Below are 19,979 nucleotides of genomic sequence, written 5' to 3'. Positions count from 1 at the left end.
CTTAAGCAGCACTATTTTTACTAAATATTCCAAGTATTTTAGCACTTATTATTTTAAATATACCTCTTTTTTTACTCTTACTTAATAGATACTTAGCAATTTCTGCTCTATTAAACATAATAGCAAAACTATATGGAGTAAGCCCCATTCCATTATTTGCATCGATATTAGCTCCTGCTTCTACAAGTAGCTTAACTATTTCAAGATTCCCTTTAAAGCATACTCCAGCTAGCGGGGTTTGACCTCGATCGTTTCTCTCATCAACATTTGCACCACGCTCTAAAAGCATCTTAGTTGTCTCATATGAGCCATTATAACTAGCTAGCATTAACAAACTATCGCCTTTATGATTTTTAAGATTTACATTTAATCCTGCATTTAGCATTAACTCTAGCTGAGCAAATTCATTATTTCTAGCAAAGTTAAATGCATATCCGCAAAGCTCTTCATAGCGTTTTTCTTCTTCTGGAGTTATCATTTTCTATCCTTATTGTAAATTTAAATTCCATTTTTATGATACTTAAATTTACAATATCTCCCCCAAATATGGGGGATGTTTTATTATTTAGCCAAAGCCGCTTTAACGCCTTTTGCGTATTCTGGGTCTATCTGTTCGAAGTGATTAATCGCTCTTTGGATTATCTCATCTTTGACCCCTTCCATACTCTCAGCGATATTAGAGTATAATCTATCTTTTTCATCAGCCGGAAGTATCTTATATAAAGCTCTTGCATCTGTGTAGTAATCAGCATAATGCTCTCTATGGCTAAATCTTTGCGCTATATCACCAATAGCCAAATCTGGCTCAGCAAATTTAGCACTCTCTACTGGCCCACCAAAGCTATTTGGCTCATAATATGCTGATTTTTCTTGTGCATAGCTACCATTATTCATAGCTCCACCTACATAGTAGTTATTGACTTCAACTATTGGCTTATTAACTTCAAGTTGTTGATAATGCACACCAACTCTATATCTTTGAGCATCTGGATAGCTAAAAATTCTAGCTTGTAGCATTCTATCTGGGCTATATCCGATACCTGGCACTATATTGCTTGGGCTAAATGCTGCTTGCTCTACTTCGTTAAAGTAATTTTCAGGATTTTTATTTAAGGTCATCACACCAACTGGTATTAGCGGATAATCAGCGTGTGGCCAAATTTTGGTTAGGTCAAATGGGTTGAATTTAGCATTATTTGCCTGTTCTTCACTCATAATTTGAATTTTAAAATCCCATTTAGGAAAATCGCCTTTATTAATCGCTTCATATAGATCTCTTTGATGGCTCTCACGGCATTTACCGATAAGCTCAGCAGCTTCTTTGTTTGTTAGGTTTTTGATACCTTGGCGAGTTTTGAAGTGAAATTTAACCCAAAATCTCTCACCTTTATCATTTATAAGACTATAAGTATGAGAGCCAAATCCATGCATATGACGATAACTTGCTGGAATTCCTCTATCGCTCATTAAGATCATAACTTGATGCATTGTCTCAGGATTTAGCGTCCAAAAATCCCACGCAGCGTTTGCCGATCTTAAGTGTGTTCTTGGATCTCTTTTTTGCGAGTGGATAAAATCTGGGAATTTCATACCATCTTTGATAAAAAATGTCGGTGTATTATTACCTACTAAGTCCCAATTGCCCTCTTTAGTATAAAATTTAATTGCAAATCCTCTAACATCTCTTTCTGCATCTGCTGCACCAGCCTCACCAGCAACCGTGCTAAAGCGTAAAAATAATTTAGTTTTTTCACCTTTTTGAAGTACATTTGCTTTAGTATATCTACTAATATCTTCAGTAATCTCTAAAACACCATATGCACCACTACCCTTAGCATGAACTGTTCTTTCTGGGATTCTCTCTCTATTTTGAAAAGCAAGTTTTTCAATCAATTGATAATCTTGAAGTAATACTGGGCCCTTAGCACCTGCTGTGATACTAAACTGATTTGAGCTAATCGGATTTCCGCTAGCTGTATTTAATTGTTTTGCCATATGATTTTCCTTTTTAATAAATTTAATATGTAGCAAAATTATATGGCTTTTTTTAAAATATTTTGTAAATAATAAAAATTATTATTTACAAAATATAAAACTATTTTTGCTGGGGATATTTTATAAATATTGGTTTTAGTGCAATCCTAGTATGATTAAAATTGATATTAAAATTAAATATTAACCCATTTTAATTAATAATTTATTTAAAAGCTATGAAAGAAGCAAAATTTGCCCATTTAAAAAATGTCTCTACGCTGCTAAATCCAGCATTTTTACATAGCTCTTTATTCTCATTTTCACTATATGGTATCAAAACATTTTCTAACGCTTGACGCTTTTGAGCTATCTCAAATTTAGAGTAACCTTGAGCTTCTTTATACTCTTGATATATATTAATCATCTCTAAATCTAGCTTTTTATCATCATATACTAGCTTTTCACTAAATACAAATAAACCATCATATTCCAAACTAGCAAAAATTTTCTTTACAAAATCATCTCTTTTAATAGGTCTAATAAACTGCAATGTATAATTTAAAAGCACTGCATCAGCCTTGCCATAATCATATTCTAAAATATCAGCTTGTATAAGATTAAGCTTTGCACCATATCCATTAGCCCTATTTGTAGCTCTTTGTAACATAGCAGGACTACTATCTAAACCTACAAGTTCAAGATCAGGACGCAATCTATAAAGTTCTAAAAGCGTAGTAGCAGTAGAACATCCAAGATCGACAACCTTAGCACCCTGCTCTAATCTTTTAGATAAAAATAAAACAATAAGCTCTTGAGTCTGTTTATAAAATGGCACTGATCTAGATACCATATCATCAAATACACTAGCTACACTTTCATCAAATTCAAACTGCTTGCTTATTACATTTTTAAAGACCTCATCTCTCACTTATAAACCCCTTCTAAATTTCTTGAGTGCAAGCTTATCTCATCTATGCTCAAATCACAGCTTTTAGCAACATTTTTAGCTATTATTATATCCTTTGAAATTTGCCTTTTTAGATCTTCTAAATTATCAAATTTCATATTATCCCTAATCCACTCAACAAAGCAAACTCTGACAAAATTTGGCCTATAATCGATATTTTTATCTAAAATATGATTTTCAATCGCAAACTCTCCATCGGTACTAAGTCTATTACCGATAAAAGTTATAGAGCTATAAGTGATATCATCTATCTTTGTTCTTGTGGCATAGACGCCATTTTTAGGCACTAGATATGGGGTTATATCTAAATTTAAAGTTGGATATAGATATTTCTTGCCAATTCCTTGACCAGCTATCACCTTGCCAACTACACTATACTCACGCCCCAAAAGCCTATTGGCCCTATATATATCACCATCGCGTAAAAATCTTTTTATAGCTGAACTATGCACTCCAAGCCCATCAAAGCAAAACTCATCTACCACAACCACTTCACCATCAAATAGATGCTTTAAATCGTGCTTATCCCATGCTCTATCTTTGCCAAATTTAAAGTCATATCCAACTACAATTTTTTTTAAATTCACAAAATCTTTTTTAAGCATATCTATAAACTCATCACCCCTAAGCTCAGATATATCATCTAAATCATAGTAAAAACACGGCACACCGCTATACTCTTGGCGTCTATCTCCTGGAGTTAAACAGGCTCTGCCATTGCATATTACAACCAAAGCGCCACCATCGCCAAGCTTTTTAATTAACTCTTTATGTCCTTTGTGAATACCATCAAAACTTCCAATAGCTACAGATTTTACACTACTTTTTGAAATAGTAGAATAGTTCAATATTGCCTTCCTTGCCTTTTATTTTTGATTCACTTTTTTTGATTAACTTCCAACCTAAAGCATTACACTGGATCTCAAAATTTATCATCGCTTTATTTATAGCTTTTTCATCTTTTACTACACCATTTTTGGTGCGTTTAGCATTTATTCCCACCTCAAACTGCGGCTTAAATAATAGTATAATATCATCAAGTGCAAGCCTATCAATATGCATAATAATATTTAACAACGAAATAAAGCTCACATCAGCAGTAATAAGATCAAATTTAAACTCACTTACAAAATCTCTAATATCTCTATTTTCTTGAATTATTACTCTGCTATCATCTCTTAAATTTGCACTAAGTTGCATAGTTCCTACATCAAGAGCTGTAACTTGCTTAATGCCATTTTCTAATAAAATTTGCACAAAGCCTCCTGTGCTTGAGCCAATATCTAAAGCAATTTTATCTTTTAAATTTAGCTTAATCTCGTCTAAAAATCCAGCCAATTTAAGTGCGGCTCTACTAACATAAATTTGAGATTTTATCTCTATGATTTGATCTTTATCAATCTCTTGGCTAGCTTTTTTGATAATTTTTGAATCAGCCAATACTACGCCATTTTCTATAAGTCCAGCTGCTTGATTTCTACTAATATTTAAAGCCTTTGATACAGCTAGATCAGCTCTCATTTTTTAATCTTTCATACTCTATCTCATCTATTATTTTAATACCTAAAGATAGAGCCTTTTGATATTTACTTCCGCTTGACTCTCCACTTAATACAAAATCACTTTTAGATGATACTGACCCGCTAACCTTTGCTCCAAAGCTCTCTAATTCAGCCTTAATCTCATCTCTAGGGCGAGAAAGAGTGCCAGTTATTACTACTGTTTTACCGCTAAATATATTTTGAGTAGTGTTTATTTCATCTATAATTGGAGTTATATACTCTAATAACTCTACTACTTTGATATGATTAACACGCATAAACTCCAAATAGCTAAGCGCCATCGCTTCGCCAAAACCATCTAAATTTAAAAGCTCATCCATACTAAGATCTAGCCATTTGTTAGGATAAACTGTAGCTATCTTTTTAGCTGCTACTTCACCAATATGTTCAATCCCAAGCGAAGTTATAAATCTATGAAGTGGTGGTCTTTGACTTGCTTTTATAGCATTTAGAGTATTTTCAATTTTTTTACTCTTAAAACCGTCTAATTTATCAAAACTAGAACTATCTAATCTATATATATCAATTATACTTGAGATTTTACCATTTTTATAAAGAAGCTCTATAATTGCATCACCAAGACCATCTATATTCATACACTTCTTAGAAGCAAAATATATAATAGAGCTTAAAACTCTAGCCTTGCAACTTAAATTTTGACACTTAATAAACGCCCCTTCATCTAAAAGCTCACTTCCACACTCAGGGCATTTGCATGGACGACTTATCGCTACTTCTTGGCCATCTCTTCTAGCCTTATATACATCAGTAATCTTAGGTATTACATCGCCACTTCTAATCACGCAAACCATATCGCCCTTCATAAGACCTAGACGCTCAATCTCATCGAAGTTATGCAATGTAACATTTCTAACAAAAGCCCCATCAATCTCAACCCCATCAAGAACTCCAACAGGTGTAACTACACCTGTTCTACCAACTTGCAAGGCTACATCTATAAGCTTAGCTGATTTTTGAATAGCTGGAAATTTATAAGCTACCATAAATTTAGGAAATTTTACTGTAAATCCTAATTCATCGCATTTTGCCAAGCTATTAACACGAACTACCATACCATCCATCATTATAGGCTTTTCATCTCTGAAAGATAAAAGCTCATCATAAGCTTGTCTAATCTCATCTATACTATTACAAACCCTAACAAAATCATCCCTTAAAAATCCTAAAGATCTAACAAAATCCATCATATCACTGTGAGTATCAAATTTAAGATCATTTGCACCCACGCCCCATGGGTAAAATTTTAATTTTCTTGATTTTGTTATACTTGAGTCTAATTGTCTTAGGCTACCAGCAGCTGCATTTCTAGGATTAGCTAGTAAATTTTGGCCATCTTTAGCACGATTAGCATTAATCTTTTCAAAATCACTTTTAGTTATAACTACTTCACCTCTAATTTCAATAAGACCGCTATATGGAATCTGTAAAGGCACAGAACTAATAACCCTAGCATTGCTAGTAACATCTTCACCAATGGATCCATCACCCCTTGTGGCTGCGCTTTTTAAAACTCCATTTTCATAGGTTAAATTCAAGCTCGCCCCATCAAATTTAGGCTCTACAAAAAATCTTTGTGAGCGTTTATCCCCGCGCTCTATCCACGCCAAAAGCTCATCATCACTAAAGATATCTTCCATCGACCACATTCTAGCTTTGTGGGCTAGCTTCTCAAACTGCTCTAAAATCTCGCCACCAACTCTATTAGTAGGCGAAAATATCGCTTTTAAATTTGGATTTTGGCTCTCAAACTCAGCCACCTTATGATACAAAGCATCATACTCATCATCACTTGCCATAGGTGTATCATCTGTGTAGTAGGCTCTAGCCCAATCATTTAGCTTATTTACTGCTTCTAAATACTCTTTTTGATTCATACTATCTCTAAATCCTTATATGCATTATGCAATTTTAACATCTGTATATGCTCTTTAGGGTCGTGTGTGCGAATGATACTAGCTCCATTTTCTATCGCTTTTTGATGTAGATACAAACTCCCAGCTAAGCGCTCATCTACGCTACTTGGGCTGTAATAATCTATCATAGATTTTCTACTAGCACCCACTAAAAGCGGATATCCAAAAGACAAAAAATGCTCCAAATGCTTAATCAAAGCCATATTATCACGAGCAGTTTTGCCAAATCCTATACCTATATCAAGATAAATTTGCTTAGCCTTAGACTCTTTAATCTCTTCTAATTTTTGAGCGAAAAACTCACTTATAAGCTCTAAAATATCGCTATCTTTGACATTGATTTGCATAGTTTTAGGATCGCCATTTTTATGCATTAGACAATACTTGGCATTGTATCTACCGGCTAAAAAAGCCAAATTTGGATCTGCGGTTATATCATTAACAAAGCTAAATCCATGATCTAAGGCATACTCCAAACACAATGGATCAAAGCTATCAAGGCTAAACTCCACCCTCTCATAAAGCTTATTAGCATAGATTAGATCTATAACTGGCTTGACTCTTTGAAATTCAGCCTTAGCACCGATATATTCACTCCCTGGCCGTGAGCTTACCATACCGATATCTATATAATCGGCGCCCAAATCAATCACACTCTCAATGCGCAAAATCGTATCATCAATGCCAACTCTACTTGCTGGATTGAAGCTATCATTATTGAAATTTAAAACCGCCATAATCTCGCATTTTGATGGTTTTGTAAATGAATTTGATAGAAATTTAGCCAATTTATCTAGGCCAAAATCTTGAGCTAGCTCCTTTTTGGCTAGAATTTGAATTTGCTTATCATTTGCTATTAAAAGTGCGTTTTCTAACTCTACTCCACCAAAAATTGCGTTATGAGAACTTACCAATTCAGCACCGATACTAAGGGCATCTTGCTTTAAGATATTTACAGCTACAGCCTTTATATCTTTAATTAAAATGAAATTTAAATTTGCCTTTTTTCTCATAATTTTCGCCCCACTTTTATGCGGTGATATAAAGTGGCAAATTTGGTCAAAATCGCTATCTGTATTTAATTTATACGCTCTCATTTTATCCTTTGCATTATTAGTAAAAGTAGCGGTAAAAGCGTGGTTTGAGCTTTGGAATTTAGATCTGTAATTCTATATAATTTATTAAAGTATATATAATCTTCATGGGTAAATTTAACCCCATTTTTGACTGCGTCTATTATTATGGATTTAAGTAAATTTAGAAGTTGAGTTTTGCTTAATTTATCGCTCTTTTCAAGTGCTGTTTGAGTAGATACATACTCATTGATATAACTTAAGCTTAGCTTAGTAAAGTCTATCCCCGTTGGCTCACTTTTGGTTAATTTAACCCTATTTTCTATACTTAATCTAGAGCGAATTGTAGCTAAAAATATATTTTTAGCTGGTGCGACTAAGACAAAGATTATATTTCTTGGTGGCTCTTCAAGGATTTTAAGTAGAGCATTTTGTGACTCAATGCCATATTTATTAGCCATAATTAGCAAAACTTTTGGCTCTTTTTCTGCAATATAGGCTTGAGATATTATCTCTTTGACTCCGTCTATCAATAAACTCTCATATTCAAAAATTTTTAAATATTCAGGTTTTAAAATAGAGACATACTCAGATTTAATACTCTCAAAATCATCACTAATGATAATCTTACTATCTATACTCAAAGCTCAACCTGACCAAATAACACAGCATCAATAGTGCGATCAAATAGCCTAAACATAGATAAAAGCTTAAAATCCAAATTCTCATCTGTAGAGCTAAGATAGAAGCTATTTTCTGCTTGTTCGTCAAATAACCACATATAGCTACTGGTGCGATTTTTGGCTATTGCGCATAGCTTTGAGCTACTTTTACCAATGTAAAAATATACAAATCCATTTGGAAATGCGATACTAAGCATATCATCAAGCAAGCTTATCTCCTCTTTGGAATTTATATCATTTAATCTTGGATATAAAGATTTAAGCGAGATAAATGGCAATATGGGGCGATGAGAGCCTTTGCGATTAATACTGCGTAAAAAATAGCTCTCAAACCACTCTCTATCTTCATCGCATATTACAATAAACGGCGCTCCATCAATCAAATATCTAAGCCTAGATGCAAGTAGTGGCGCCCACTCTAGACGCCTCTCTTCCATCCAGCTTAGCTCCTTGCTTGAACTCCTAATAGCGTCCAAACTCCATTTGATTAGATCCATTACTTCTCTAACTCATAAGCTTTATGAAGTGCTCTAACAGCTAATTCACCATATTTTGCTGCTACTATCATTGAAATTTTAATCTCACTTGTAGAGATCATCTGAATATTAATCCCCTCATTTGCCAACACAGAAAACGCCATAGATGCTATACCGCTATGACTTTTCATACCTACGCCTACTACGCTTACTTTGACTACTTCGCTATCTATCTCAATAGATTTTGCGCTACCATCATCAACAACATTTCTAGCCGCTTCCATCTCATTTTGAGGCACTGTAAAGCCAAGACTTGTAGTGCCATCTTCGTGGCTTGTATTTTGGATAATCATATCTACATTTATATTTTTATCAGCTAATTTTTTAAAGATACTAGCAGCAACTCCTGGCTTATCTATAACCCCTCTCATAGTTACTCTTGCTTGATTTTTATCTAGTGCTATACCGCTTATTAGTGCTTGTTCCATTCCTGATGTATTCATATCCGCTTCTCCTGTTATTAGTGTTCCTTCATTATTGTTAAAACTACTTCTAGTGACCAATTTCACCTTTAATTTTTTAGCTAATTCTACACTTCTATTTTGTAATACCTTCGCCCCCATACTAGCTAGCTCTAGCATCTCATCATAGCTGATTTTATCAAGTTTTCTAGCCTTAGGCTCGATTCTTGGGTCTGTGGTATATACCCCATCTACATCGGTATAAATTTCACACAAATCAGCGTCCAACGCTCCAGCCACAGCCACAGCACTAAGATCGCTCCCGCCACGCCCAAGAGTTGTTATATCTCCATCTTTTGTGACCCCTTGAAATCCAGCTACTACGACTATTGTGCCCTCTTTTAGCGCCTCTTTCATCTTTTTGCCATCTATATCGATAATCCTAGCTTTAGTAAAATCATCATTAGTGATAATCCCAGCCATATCACCGCTAAATGCTACAGCCTTATAACCTTTTGAATTTAATGCTATTGAAAGAAGTGAGCTTGTAACTCTCTCACCAGAGCTAAGTAGCATATCCATATCAGCACTTTGTGGCTGAATTTTAGCAAAATGCTCAGCATATTCTATTAACTGATTAGTTACCCCGCTCATAGCTGAAACCACTACTACTACATCATTTCCAGCATCTTTTGTAGCGATTACTCTCTTAGCTACTTCTTCTATTCTTTCTAAATTTCCAACACTAGTTCCGCCATATTTTTGTACAATTAGCATTATATAAACCCTTCATCTTTAAAATATTTAAGCACCTTAGCATAAGCACCCTTTTTAAAGTGATTAACCTTGCTTAATACATCATTTATAGGCATAAAGCAGTAATCATCAAATTCAGGGTGTTTAGTCGCTAGATCTATTTTTGCATTTGGCTTTAATCTAACCAAAAAATATCTCTGAGTCTGTCCATCATACGGAGCCATCTTTTTAGCTATGCTTTTAGGGAAATCATACTCTAGCCACTTAGGATGCTCACACAAAATTTCTATTTCATTTGTTCCTATCTCCTCTTCAAGCTCTCTAAAAAGAGCCTCCTTAGGTGATTCACCCTCATCAATTCCACCTTGTGGAAACTGCCAAGCACCGCTAATATCGTGCCTTTGGGCGATAAATACCTTACACTCTAAAGGATAAGATGGAGATAAGATAATAGCCGCTACATTTGGGCGATATCTCTTGCCTTTATCCATTTTTTTGTTCCTAAAAATTTGGTAAAATCCTACCTTAAAAGCGTTTAAAGTTTAATAAATCAACTAAATTTAATAAATTATTTGTTAAATTTAGAATAAATTTTAGGACAAAAGTTGCATATTTATATCCATATTCCATTTTGTGAATCAAAATGCCCATATTGTGCTTTTGGCTCTCATAGTGATAAATTTAATATAACTAAAGAGTATTTTAAAGCTCTAGCCAAAGAGATAAAAAGCATAAAATTCAAAGATAAAATCTCTACAATTTTCATAGGTGGTGGCACCCCTAGTAGCGTTGAAGCTGGATTATATGATGAGATTTTTGAGTATTTAGTGCCAAATTTAGATATCAATTGCGAAATCACTAGCGAAGCAAACCCAAACTCAGCGAATTTAAATTGGCTAAAATATATGAGAAAACTCGGTGTAAATCGCCTAAGCCTTGGAGCGCAAAGCTTTAATGAAAATAAGCTTAAATTTCTAGGTAGAATTCACGACTCAAAAAGAGTCTTTAAAGCCATAAAAGATGCTAAAATAGCTGGTTTTACAAATATAAATGTAGATATAATGTATGGCACCAAGCTTGATACAAAAGCCTTGCTATCTAGTGAAATTCAAGCCCTAAAAGAGCTAGAAATTACGCATATTTCAGCTTATAGCTTAATGCTTGAGAGTGAGTTTAGCTCTAAAAAATCATATCAAAAAGATAGCCCAATCTTAGCTAAATATCTTATAAATTCACTTGAAAATATCGGATTTAAGCAGTATGAAATATCAAATTTTGGTCAAATTTGTAACCACAATCTAAGTTATTGGCGTGGCGATGATTACTATGGATTTGGTGCGTATGCTGTGGGGACAACTGGATTTAAAAGATACAAAGGTGCTACTAATCTTAAAAATTATATCGATAATCCCTTTAAAAAATCTATTGAAATTTTAAATGATGAAAACAAAAGAGATGAAAGAGTCTTTTTGGGGCTTAGGAGTTGCGTTGGGATTGATTTATTAGATTTAAGCTTAGAGATGAGACAAAGAGCTAAAATATTAATTGAAGAGAAAAAATTGATATTAGAAAATAAGAGAATCTATAATCCAAATTTTTTATTAGCTGATGAGATATTTTTGTATTTAAGCCAGCCTTAAAGGCCAGCTTATAAATTTACTCTACTTCTGCGTCGATAACATCATCATCTTTTTTCTTATCTTGTGCGTTAGCGCCAGCGGTTTGATTTTGATACATTGCCTCAGCTAGCTTATGGCTTGCTTCGCTTAGGGCTTTTACCTTCGCATCGATCTGCTCTTTTGTGGCGCTCTCATCTTTTAATGTCTCTTTTAAATCATTTAAGGCTGCTTCAATCTTAGCTCTATCTTCGCTTGAAATTTTCTCACCAAGTTCATCAAGAGATTTTTGAGTTTGGTGAGCTAGACTATCAGCTGCGTTTCTAGCTTCAACGGCCTCTTTTCTCTTTCTATCTTCTTCTTTGTGTAATTCAGCGTCATTTACCATTTTATTTATCTCTTCTTCGCTTAAACCGCTTGAACCTGAAATGGTGATATTTTGAGCTTTTCCACTAGCTTTATCTTTAGCAGAGACTGTGAGAATTCCATTTGCGTCTATATCAAATGTAACTTCAATTTGTGGCACGCCTCTTGGTGCTGGCATAATGCCTTCAAGATTGAAATTACCAAGACTTTTATTATCACGGCTAAATTCACGCTCACCTTGTAAAACATTGATAGTAACGGCGCTTTGGTTATCTTCAGCAGTTGAGAAAGTTTGAGATTTTTTAGTTGGGATTGTGGTACCTTTTTCTATCAATTTACTCATAACTCCACCAAGAGTCTCAATACCAAGGCTAAGAGGTGTAACATCTAATAGCAACACATCTTTTACATCGCCTTTAATTACCGCACCTTGTATAGCTGCGCCAATTGCCACTACTTCATCAGGATTTACTGATTTATTTAGCTCTTTATCAAATGCTTTTTTAACCTCTTCTTGTACCAAAGGCACACGAGTTGAGCCACCTACCATAACTACTTCTTTTATATCACTTTTGCTCACACCTGCATCTTTGACAACTTCGCTAATTTTTGATATTGTTTGAGATACCAAATCATCTATCATACTTTCAAATTTAGCCCTACTAATACTCTTTGTAAGGTGTTTTGGTCCAGTGGCATCAGCTGTGATAAATGGTAGATTTATAGTTGTTTCCATAGCGCTACTTAGCTCTTTTTTGGCATTTTCAGCAGCTTCTTTTAAGCGTTGAAGAGCCATAACATCGTTTTTAAGGTCTATTCCACTTTCACTTTTAAATTCATTTACCAAAAAGTCAATTAAGCGATTATCAAAGTCATCACCACCTAAGAACGCATTACCACCAGTAGCTAAAACTTCAACCACATTATCGCCAGTTTCTAGCACAGTTACATCAAAAGTTCCGCCACCTAGGTCATAAACTACGATTTTTTCGGCCTCTTTTTTATCTAAACCATAAGCCAAAGCCGCTGCTGTTGGTTCATTTATGATTCTAAGTACATTTAATCCTGCTATCGTTCCTGCTTCTTTTGTAGCTTTTCTTTGACTATCGTTGAAATATGCAGGCACAGTTATAACCGCATCAGTAACACTCTCACCCAAAAACGCCTCAGCATCTTCTTTTAGCTTAATCAATACTTTAGCCGAAATCTCTTGTGGAGTGTATGTTTTGCCAGCTATCTCAACAGCACACGCACCATTTCTATCTACGATATGATATGGAAGGCGAGCTTTGGCTTCGCTAGCATTTTTCTCATTCATCATAAGACCCATAATTCTTTTGATAGAAAATATGGTTTTTTCAGGGTTTGTTACGGCTTGTCGTTTAGCAGTATCACCAACTAAAATTTCACCCTTATCAGTAAAAGCCACCACAGAAGGAGTTGTGTTTTTTCCTTCTTTATTTGGTATTACTTTACTTTCGCCTCTCTCATATATGCTTACGCATGAATTTGTTGTTCCTAGGTCAATTCCTATTACTTTACTCATTTTGTATCCTTTTTATTAAAATTTATTTTGCTATTACAACCATTGAAGGTCTTAAAACTCTATCATTATATAGATAGCCTTTTTGATAAACAGTAGCTATCTTGCCACTTTCTACCTCGTCTGTCTCTATATAATTTATAGCGTTATGAAATTCAGGATTAAACTCAACATTGGTATCAATCTCTTTTATACCATACTTTTCAAAGCACTTTTTAAACTGCTCGATAGTTAGATTTATCCCATCTTTTATCTTGTTTGTTATCTCATCATCTCCGCTTTGTAAATTCGCAGCAATCTCCAAAGCATCAATAACTGGCAAAAGATCTCTAGCAAAGCTCTCATTTGCAAATTTCAAAGCTTCAGCCTTTTCACGCTCTAAACGCTTTTTGATATTTTCAAAATCAGCCGTAGCCCTTATCAAATCTTCTTTAACTTTATTAAGCTCATCTGCTAAATCATCTTGACAATCTTGCCCATCTGATTCGCACTCTTGGCAATCTTGCTCATCCAAAGCTGGATTTTCATCTAAATTTTCTTTTTTGTTTTGACTCACGCCGCCTCCTTTAACATATTAAAAAACTTTTCATAATCACTATACACACTACTAGCACAGACCATTACAGCGGGCTTACCTTGATATAATACATCAGTTTTTAACCCCATATAGCCAGTAGAAAATAGCGGACTAAAGGCTAAATTTCCATTAAAATTATCACCAAATGATGGATCTAAAATCGCCTTTATGCTATCATCTTTACAAATTTCAAAAGCAATTTTCTCATTTTCTTGAAATAAAATCTCGCCTCTTTTTAAAGCCTTAATCTTTGCTCTTAACTCGCTCAATCCCACTTGTATAGAGATATCTTCAAGCTCTTCTAAGCTAACGCCAATTAAGTTACTTAAAAATCTTTCAACTTTTGAGCTAAATTTAATTGATATGCTCTCAGTAAGAAAATCAAGCACCAAAAAGCGATCTTTGAGATTTAAAACATCTTGTAAAAATAGCTTTTGATCTTTAAAAATCATGCAATAAATATCATTTTTATAAACTAATAAATTTAGCAAATCTATATTATTAATAGATAAAACAGAGCTAAATTTTAGCCTATTTTGCCAATAAAACTCCATCGCACTAGCTGTTGGTATGCGACCACCGCTAATATGAAGTTGAGTGATCGCTCCTTCGTCGCTAAGCTTTTTAAAATAGACTCTAATAGTTGATGCTGGAATCGCTACATTCATTCTCATGCCAAGCTCATTAGAGCCGATTGGTTCATTAACCTCAAGATAAGCATGAATGATAGATTCTAATATCAAATCTCTTTTATCTAGTTTCATTTATTAGCACTCTTTATATTTAATTGCTAAGATAATTATACAACATTGAGCCTATCTTTGTCAAGTATTTTAAGCAAAAAGATTAAAATTTGTAAATTTATTTAGCAATTTATATGATTGATTGCTTATTTTATTAAATATTATCTATACAAAATAAAAATATAAAATATAAACAATCTAAATTTTATTGATTTTTAATAAGCTATCAAGTATAATTTCGTTTTAATTCAAAGGAGATAATTTGATGAATAGTTTAACTGCAAAAGAAAGAGATGATTTAGAGCAAATCTTTGCCCAAATTCAGATCGCTAGATTTAATTTTAATATTTGGAACTATTATAAAATCTTAAATAAAAAAGGTCAACTAGCGATCAGATTACTAAAATTTAAGAGCAAAAGACTATTTTTTAAATAGTTCTGGGCAGCTCTTTTTGAGATGTTCAATCACAGTAATAACTTCATCAACGCCATTTGCATCGCTGTTTTCTAATACATCATCTATAACATCTATATATCTATCAAAGGCGTCATTTAAACGCTCTTTTTTTACTCCAGCGTAGTAAAGCATTCCAAGAGTAGCTAACTCCAATTCATAGCTCATCTCTTCTAGCGTAACATCATTTTCGTAATTTTTCATCATAATTCTCCTGTTTTTTTGTTTATCAAATTTACAACTTGTGATTTTATCTCATCATAATTATAGCTATCTACAAATCCAGCAAAAAATCCACCGCTGGCATTTTTATGCCCTCCACCATCGCAAAGCTCTTTTGCCATTAAGCTCACATCAAATTCGCCATTTGATCTAAAACTCATAGTTTTTTTACTAGTCATATCTATAAAAAAATCAAATTCAGGATTTGCTACTAAAAAATCATTACCAATCACACTTGCACTACCAATATTATAAGTCAATATCCCTTTACTACCACGGTAATTTATACTAAATTTATCCTTATTAGCTTCAAGACGTCTAACTAGATAACTAGAGTTTAGATTACTTAAAGTATCATCATTTTTAAGGTAAAAAAACTCCTTCTTAATCCCATGGAGTCTATTATCAAGTTCAATATGGGCATTATTAAGACTTAAAAACTCACAAAAGCTTCTCATAAGATAAAAAATATACTCTATATGCTCATCTTCAAACATTACCTTATTTATCTCTTTTGCCCCAGCAATTGCACCCATACAGACCTTGCCAAGTTCAAAATTTGGATCATTTTTTAGCCATATATCGACAGCATTTACCACATCACAATATGCTCCTAGCCTCTCATCTTTGCCAAAAATTGCACTAAAAAAATCATAACAAATTTTTGTCGCACTTCTAGCATTATCTAAATAATACCAAGAAAACTCTGCTGCACACTCAGCTCCTGTTTGATGATGATCAAGCAAAATAAGCTTAACATCTTTGTTTTTTAGCTGATCTTGATAGCTTTGACATTGAGCTTTGGTTAAATTTAGATCAGTGATTAAAATCACCGCCTTTTCATCGCCTATCTTTGAAATTATATGCGACATCTTTTTATCAATCTCTTTACCATAGTTTGAATTATAAAATTCGACATTTTTCAAATAAAAACTACTAACAAATTGGCAAGAGTATCCATCTAAATCAGTGTGACTAAGATGATAAATCTTCATTTTATTCCTTTATTAAAGTTCTGGTATCTCTATAGTGCCAAGTGTTTCAAACTGAGTATTTGGAGCAATCTCAGCAAAACTTAGCACTGCTATATCGATTGAAAAATTTTGAACTATATTAGCTATAAATTTACGAATACTTGGTTCAACGCAAAGCACCATATCGCCTTGTTCGCTTATAGGTCTATTTTCTCTTTTTGCCCTTAGTGCGCTAACTATAGCTGAGGTTTGGGCTACATTTATCATTAAGGTATACGCTCCATCTTTATAACTTAGGCTATCAATTAGCTTTTGTTGGGCTGGTGCATCTAAAATATAGAAGTTTAACTGACCATTTTCATCTGTATAAATAGAGGTAATAACTCTAGCTAGAGCTGCACGTACATGTTCGATAATCATATCTAAATTCTTACTAACTTCAGCTACATCACTAATAGCCTCAAGTATACTTAGCATATCTTTAATTGGGATATTATCCTTAAGCAAAGCTTTTAATACCTTTTGGATAACGCCCACGCCAACTACTTTTAGAGCATCATCTACAACTACAGAATATTCTGATTTTACCTTTTCAAGGATATTTTGAACCTCTTGTTTTGTTAGTAACTCACTAGCGTTTTGCTTAACTAACTCGCTCATATGGGTTGAGATAACACTAGCTGCATCAGCTACTGTATAACCACTTAAAATTGCATCCTCTTTATAATTTTGATCAATCCATAATGCATCAAGCCCAAAGGCTGGATCTTTTACTGCAATTCCATCAATATCAGCACTTACATAACCGCTATCCATTGCTAAACATTTATCAGGATATACTACGCCAGAGCCGATTACTACGCCTTTTAATTTAAATTTATACTCATTTGGCCCAAGCAAGATATTATCTCTTAATCTAATTTTAGGCATCAAAAATCCTAACATTGTAGCCATATTTCGCCTCATAGCACGGATTCTCTCAACCAAATCCCCATCAGCAAGTTTTAAAAGTCCATAACCTAAATCTAACTCTAAAATTTCAATCTTTAATATATCATCAATCTTAGCTTGTTCTTCAAGGGCAATCTCTTCTTCGCTTTTCTTAGGTAGTTTATTAGCCGATGGTGCAGCCTTATTACCATTTCCAGCTTGCTGGGAGCCATTTTTATCGGTTTTGACAGCACTAAAATCTATTTTTCCCTCTTCTATCATTTTTAAAATAAATCCAATCCCTAAAAATAATAAGCCCATAAATCCTAAAGAGAATGTTGGAAGACCTGGCACTAAAGCAAATACAAATAGTATAAAACCGACAATTAAAAGCGTCTTATACTCACCAAGTAACTGACTTACAACACCTTCAGCAAAATTATCTTCATCTTTACTAGCTCTAGTAATTATAATTGCTGTTGCAGTTGAAGTAATAAGTCCAGGAATTTGACTCACTAATCCATCACCAATTGTAAGAATAGTATATGTAGCTGCTGCATCTTTGATAGCCATATCATATTGAAATGCACCAATTAAAAATCCGCCAATAATATTAATAATAGTAATAATAATCCCAGCTACCGCATCACCTTTTATAAATTTACTAGAACCATCCATAGCTCCATAAAAATTCGCCTCAGATATGATATCTTGGCGTCTTTGCTTGGCTGTTTGTTCATCTATTAATCCAGCATTTAAATCAGCATCAATTGCCATTTGCTTACCAGGCATCGCATCTAGGGTAAATCTAGCTTGAACTTCACTTACACGAGTTGAGCCTTTAGTTACAACCATAAAATTTATAAGAACTAAAATACAAAATACAATAACCCCAATTACATAGTTTCCACCGACAACAAATTCACCAAAACTAGCAATAATCTCACTTACAGCTTCTGGTCCATTATGCCCTTCGCTTAAAATCATTCTAGTTGTTGCAATATTTAGCGCTAATCTAAATAGAGTAACAATTAAAACAAGAGTAGGAAATGTACTAAGGTCTGTAGGCTTTGGTATATAAATAGATATTAATATTATAAGAACAGATATAGCTATAGATAGTGCTAAGAAAAAATCTAACACAGCACTAGGTAATGGCACAATGATAATAGCTAAAATCGCTACAATAACAAAAACTACAGTTAAACTCTTTGCCTTCATCACTGGCGCTAAAAATGGCGCCACCATTGTTAGAATATTGCGCTTAGCCAAGGTTATTTCTTTATAATATCAGTTAAGGTAATCTGGTCTAAAAAGTCATCAATTCGACCTTGTAAATCATTAAACATAGGCCAAATTTTACATTCATCGCCTTTGCTGCTAGGACAATCGCATCTAGAATTTGCGCACTCAAATACATTTACCTTACGCTTTTCAGCACTCTCTAAAATACGCTTAATGCTTAAATTTGATGGTTTATCGGCTAAAACAAACCCACCATTTGCACCTTTAAAGGAGTGCAATATACCCTCTTTTGCTAAATTTTGCAAAATTTTTGCTAAAAAACTTTTTGAAATTCCAAGTTCAGACGATATAGTATCTACATCTTTTGGGTGATTAGCTTGTGATAATAAAATCAATGATAGCATAGCATATTCACTGGCTTTGGTAAATAACACCTAGACTCCTTAAGATTTTTAATCGGATATTTTACTAAAAAATAGATTAATATTAACTTTTTTTAGTGATACTATAAATCAAATTTCAATTTTAGGATAAAAAATGGCCAATTTATGGGTAACAACTTTTATATGGGCATTCTCATTTCCGCTTATTGGATACTATATCGTCGGAGTTGTTGATAACTATTTTGCTATACTTTTTCGTTCTTGTATAGCATTTTTGATATTTTTACCATTTTTAAATTTAAAGTTAAAATTTGATTTAAAGCTAAAATTAATCACTATTGGTGGCCTACAAATTGGTCTTATGAGTATATTTTACTATCATTCATTTTTATATCTTAGCGTAAGCGAAGTTGCTCTTTTTACTATATTTACACCATTTTATCTAAGCCTAATCTATGATCTTATATCGTGCAAATTTAAAAAACTATACTTAATTAGCATTACTTTATGTATAATTGGTGCTTTTATTATTAAATTTGAAAGTTGGAGCCTTAGTTCTTTATATGGATTTATACTCGTGCAGATGGCAAATATCTGCTTTGGGGCAGCACAAGCATTTTATAAGCTTACTTGTAAAAATTTAAAAGATAATAGATCAAATTTTGGATATTTTTATCTTGGGGCGGTTTTGGTTTCAGGGGTTAGCTTTATTCTCTTTGGGAATTTTACAATGCTTCCACAAAATTTGCAAAGCTGGGTAGTTTTACTCTACCTTGGTGTAGTAGCTTCTGGGTTTGGCTATTATTTGTGGAGTAGTGGCTCGCTTATGGTCGATAGTGGCACTTTAGCAATTATGAATAATGCTATAATTCCAATAGCAATTTTGGTAAATGCAATTTTTTGGGGAGTAGATTTTGATATTTATAAGATGACAATCGGTGGATTTTTGATTGTTTTAGCCCTATTTTTACAGAGTAAGTTTGAGACATTTTATAAAAATCAAATTAATTTTAAGTATAATACATAGTTTTTAAATTTGG

Annotated in this window: 21 protein-coding genes; 3 read left to right on the top strand and 18 right to left on the bottom strand. The window is 33.5% G+C overall.

Annotation, left to right across the window (positions count from 1 at the left end):
• Window position 1: 1 nt before the first annotated feature.
• The 11 genes from CIGNP91_RS02360 to CIGNP91_RS02310 all read right to left on the bottom strand — a co-directional run bounded on the left by CIGNP91_RS02360 (window position 2) and on the right by CIGNP91_RS02310 (window position 10,377).
• Window positions 2-478: an ankyrin repeat domain-containing protein gene (locus tag CIGNP91_RS02360; RefSeq protein ID WP_086228037.1), complete on the bottom strand. Its 477-nt coding sequence runs from the start codon at window positions 476-478 to the stop codon at window positions 2-4.
• Between the two features lie 83 nt (window positions 479-561).
• Window positions 562-1,995: a catalase gene (locus CIGNP91_RS02355; protein ID WP_086253273.1), complete on the bottom strand. Its 1,434-nt coding sequence runs from the start codon at window positions 1,993-1,995 to the stop codon at window positions 562-564.
• Between the two features lie 202 nt (window positions 1,996-2,197).
• Complete coding sequence (cmoA, locus tag CIGNP91_RS02350) at window positions 2,198-2,902, bottom strand: carboxy-S-adenosyl-L-methionine synthase CmoA (protein ID WP_086253272.1); 705 nt, start codon at window positions 2,900-2,902, stop codon at window positions 2,198-2,200.
• Window positions 2,899-3,792, bottom strand: coding sequence for a bifunctional riboflavin kinase/FAD synthetase (locus tag CIGNP91_RS02345; RefSeq protein WP_086253271.1), 894 nt, complete (start codon window positions 3,790-3,792; stop codon window positions 2,899-2,901). The genes cmoA and CIGNP91_RS02345 overlap by 4 nt, the downstream gene beginning before the upstream one ends.
• Window positions 3,761-4,462 carry a 23S rRNA (cytidine-2'-O)-methyltransferase TlyA gene (gene tlyA, locus CIGNP91_RS02340; RefSeq protein WP_086253270.1) on the bottom strand — a complete coding sequence of 234 codons (702 nt, stop codon included), beginning with the start codon at window positions 4,460-4,462 and terminating at the stop codon, window positions 3,761-3,763. Before tlyA ends, CIGNP91_RS02345 begins: the two co-directional genes overlap by 32 nt.
• Complete coding sequence (gene ligA / locus CIGNP91_RS02335; RefSeq protein WP_086253269.1) at window positions 4,452-6,398, bottom strand: NAD-dependent DNA ligase LigA; 1,947 nt, start codon at window positions 6,396-6,398, stop codon at window positions 4,452-4,454. Before ligA ends, tlyA begins: the two co-directional genes overlap by 11 nt.
• Window positions 6,395-7,534 carry a dihydropteroate synthase gene (gene folP, locus CIGNP91_RS02330; protein WP_086253268.1) on the bottom strand — a complete coding sequence of 380 codons (1,140 nt, stop codon included), beginning with the start codon at window positions 7,532-7,534 and terminating at the stop codon, window positions 6,395-6,397. Before folP ends, ligA begins: the two co-directional genes overlap by 4 nt.
• The gene (locus CIGNP91_RS02325) at window positions 7,531-8,154 is read right to left on the bottom strand and encodes a DNA polymerase III subunit delta' (protein WP_236848362.1); all 624 of its coding nucleotides are present in this window, start codon (window positions 8,152-8,154) and stop codon (window positions 7,531-7,533) included. Before CIGNP91_RS02325 ends, folP begins: the two co-directional genes overlap by 4 nt.
• Window positions 8,151-8,690 carry a HobA family DNA replication regulator gene (locus tag CIGNP91_RS02320; RefSeq protein ID WP_086253267.1) on the bottom strand — a complete coding sequence of 180 codons (540 nt, stop codon included), beginning with the start codon at window positions 8,688-8,690 and terminating at the stop codon, window positions 8,151-8,153. Before CIGNP91_RS02320 ends, CIGNP91_RS02325 begins: the two co-directional genes overlap by 4 nt.
• A complete protein-coding gene (locus CIGNP91_RS02315) occupies window positions 8,690-9,907 on the bottom strand; it encodes an aspartate kinase (protein ID WP_086253266.1) in 1,218 nt (405 codons plus the stop codon). Before CIGNP91_RS02315 ends, CIGNP91_RS02320 begins: the two co-directional genes overlap by 1 nt.
• The gene (locus tag CIGNP91_RS02310) at window positions 9,907-10,377 is read right to left on the bottom strand and encodes an RNA pyrophosphohydrolase (protein ID WP_086253265.1); all 471 of its coding nucleotides are present in this window, start codon (window positions 10,375-10,377) and stop codon (window positions 9,907-9,909) included. Before CIGNP91_RS02310 ends, CIGNP91_RS02315 begins: the two co-directional genes overlap by 1 nt.
• Before the next feature lie 114 nt (window positions 10,378-10,491).
• Between CIGNP91_RS02310 and hemW the strand changes: the two genes are divergently transcribed.
• Window positions 10,492-11,526 (top strand): radical SAM family heme chaperone HemW, encoded by a 1,035-nt coding sequence (gene hemW / locus CIGNP91_RS02305; RefSeq protein ID WP_086253264.1) that lies wholly within the window; start codon window positions 10,492-10,494, stop codon window positions 11,524-11,526.
• A 16-nt stretch (window positions 11,527-11,542) separates the two neighbouring features.
• On the opposite strand, the gene dnaK is transcribed toward hemW, so the two are convergent.
• The 3 genes from dnaK to CIGNP91_RS02290 are packed head-to-tail and all read right to left on the bottom strand — an operon-like array spanning window position 11,543 to window position 14,752.
• Entirely contained in the window at window positions 11,543-13,414 is a 1,872-nt protein-coding gene (gene dnaK, locus CIGNP91_RS02300; protein WP_086253263.1) for a molecular chaperone DnaK, read from the bottom strand.
• 22 nt (window positions 13,415-13,436) lie between these two features.
• Window positions 13,437-13,925 carry a nucleotide exchange factor GrpE gene (locus CIGNP91_RS02295; protein WP_439097976.1) on the bottom strand — a complete coding sequence of 163 codons (489 nt, stop codon included), beginning with the start codon at window positions 13,923-13,925 and terminating at the stop codon, window positions 13,437-13,439.
• A gap of 38 nt (window positions 13,926-13,963) precedes the next feature.
• On the bottom strand, window positions 13,964-14,752 hold the full coding sequence (locus tag CIGNP91_RS02290) for an HrcA family transcriptional regulator (RefSeq protein WP_086253262.1): 789 nt from the start codon (window positions 14,750-14,752) through the stop codon (window positions 13,964-13,966).
• A gap of 244 nt (window positions 14,753-14,996) precedes the next feature.
• Here CIGNP91_RS02290 and CIGNP91_RS08570 point away from each other — a divergent pair, with 244 nt between their 5' ends.
• Window positions 14,997-15,167 (top strand): hypothetical protein, encoded by a 171-nt coding sequence (locus CIGNP91_RS08570; protein WP_179187299.1) that lies wholly within the window; start codon window positions 14,997-14,999, stop codon window positions 15,165-15,167.
• On the opposite strand, the gene CIGNP91_RS02285 is transcribed toward CIGNP91_RS08570, so the two are convergent.
• Genes CIGNP91_RS02285 through CIGNP91_RS02270 form a run of 4 tightly spaced genes read right to left on the bottom strand, consistent with a single transcriptional unit; the run spans window position 15,153 to window position 18,990 of the window.
• On the bottom strand, window positions 15,153-15,389 hold the full coding sequence (locus CIGNP91_RS02285; protein ID WP_086224584.1) for a hypothetical protein: 237 nt from the start codon (window positions 15,387-15,389) through the stop codon (window positions 15,153-15,155). The two genes, CIGNP91_RS08570 and CIGNP91_RS02285, sit on opposite strands and share 15 nt — an antisense overlap.
• Window positions 15,389-16,402 (bottom strand): DHH family phosphoesterase, encoded by a 1,014-nt coding sequence (locus CIGNP91_RS02280; protein WP_086228964.1) that lies wholly within the window; start codon window positions 16,400-16,402, stop codon window positions 15,389-15,391. The genes CIGNP91_RS02285 and CIGNP91_RS02280 overlap by 1 nt, the downstream gene beginning before the upstream one ends.
• Window positions 16,403-16,414: 12 nt before the next feature.
• Window positions 16,415-18,583, bottom strand: coding sequence for a flagellar biosynthesis protein FlhA (gene flhA / locus CIGNP91_RS02275; protein ID WP_236847959.1), 2,169 nt, complete (start codon window positions 18,581-18,583; stop codon window positions 16,415-16,417).
• A gap of 2 nt (window positions 18,584-18,585) precedes the next feature.
• Window positions 18,586-18,990 (bottom strand): RrF2 family transcriptional regulator, encoded by a 405-nt coding sequence (locus tag CIGNP91_RS02270; protein ID WP_086253261.1) that lies wholly within the window; start codon window positions 18,988-18,990, stop codon window positions 18,586-18,588.
• A gap of 103 nt (window positions 18,991-19,093) precedes the next feature.
• Between CIGNP91_RS02270 and CIGNP91_RS02265 the strand changes: the two genes are divergently transcribed.
• A complete protein-coding gene (locus tag CIGNP91_RS02265; RefSeq protein WP_086228963.1) occupies window positions 19,094-19,966 on the top strand; it encodes an EamA family transporter in 873 nt (290 codons plus the stop codon).
• Window positions 19,967-19,979: the final 13 nt, after the last annotated feature.

The sequence above is a fragment of the Campylobacter sp. P091 genome (assembly GCF_002138935.1).
Classification (GTDB): domain Bacteria; phylum Campylobacterota; class Campylobacteria; order Campylobacterales; family Campylobacteraceae; genus Campylobacter; species Campylobacter devanensis.
This window is presented reverse-complemented; position numbering and strand designations above follow the sequence as displayed.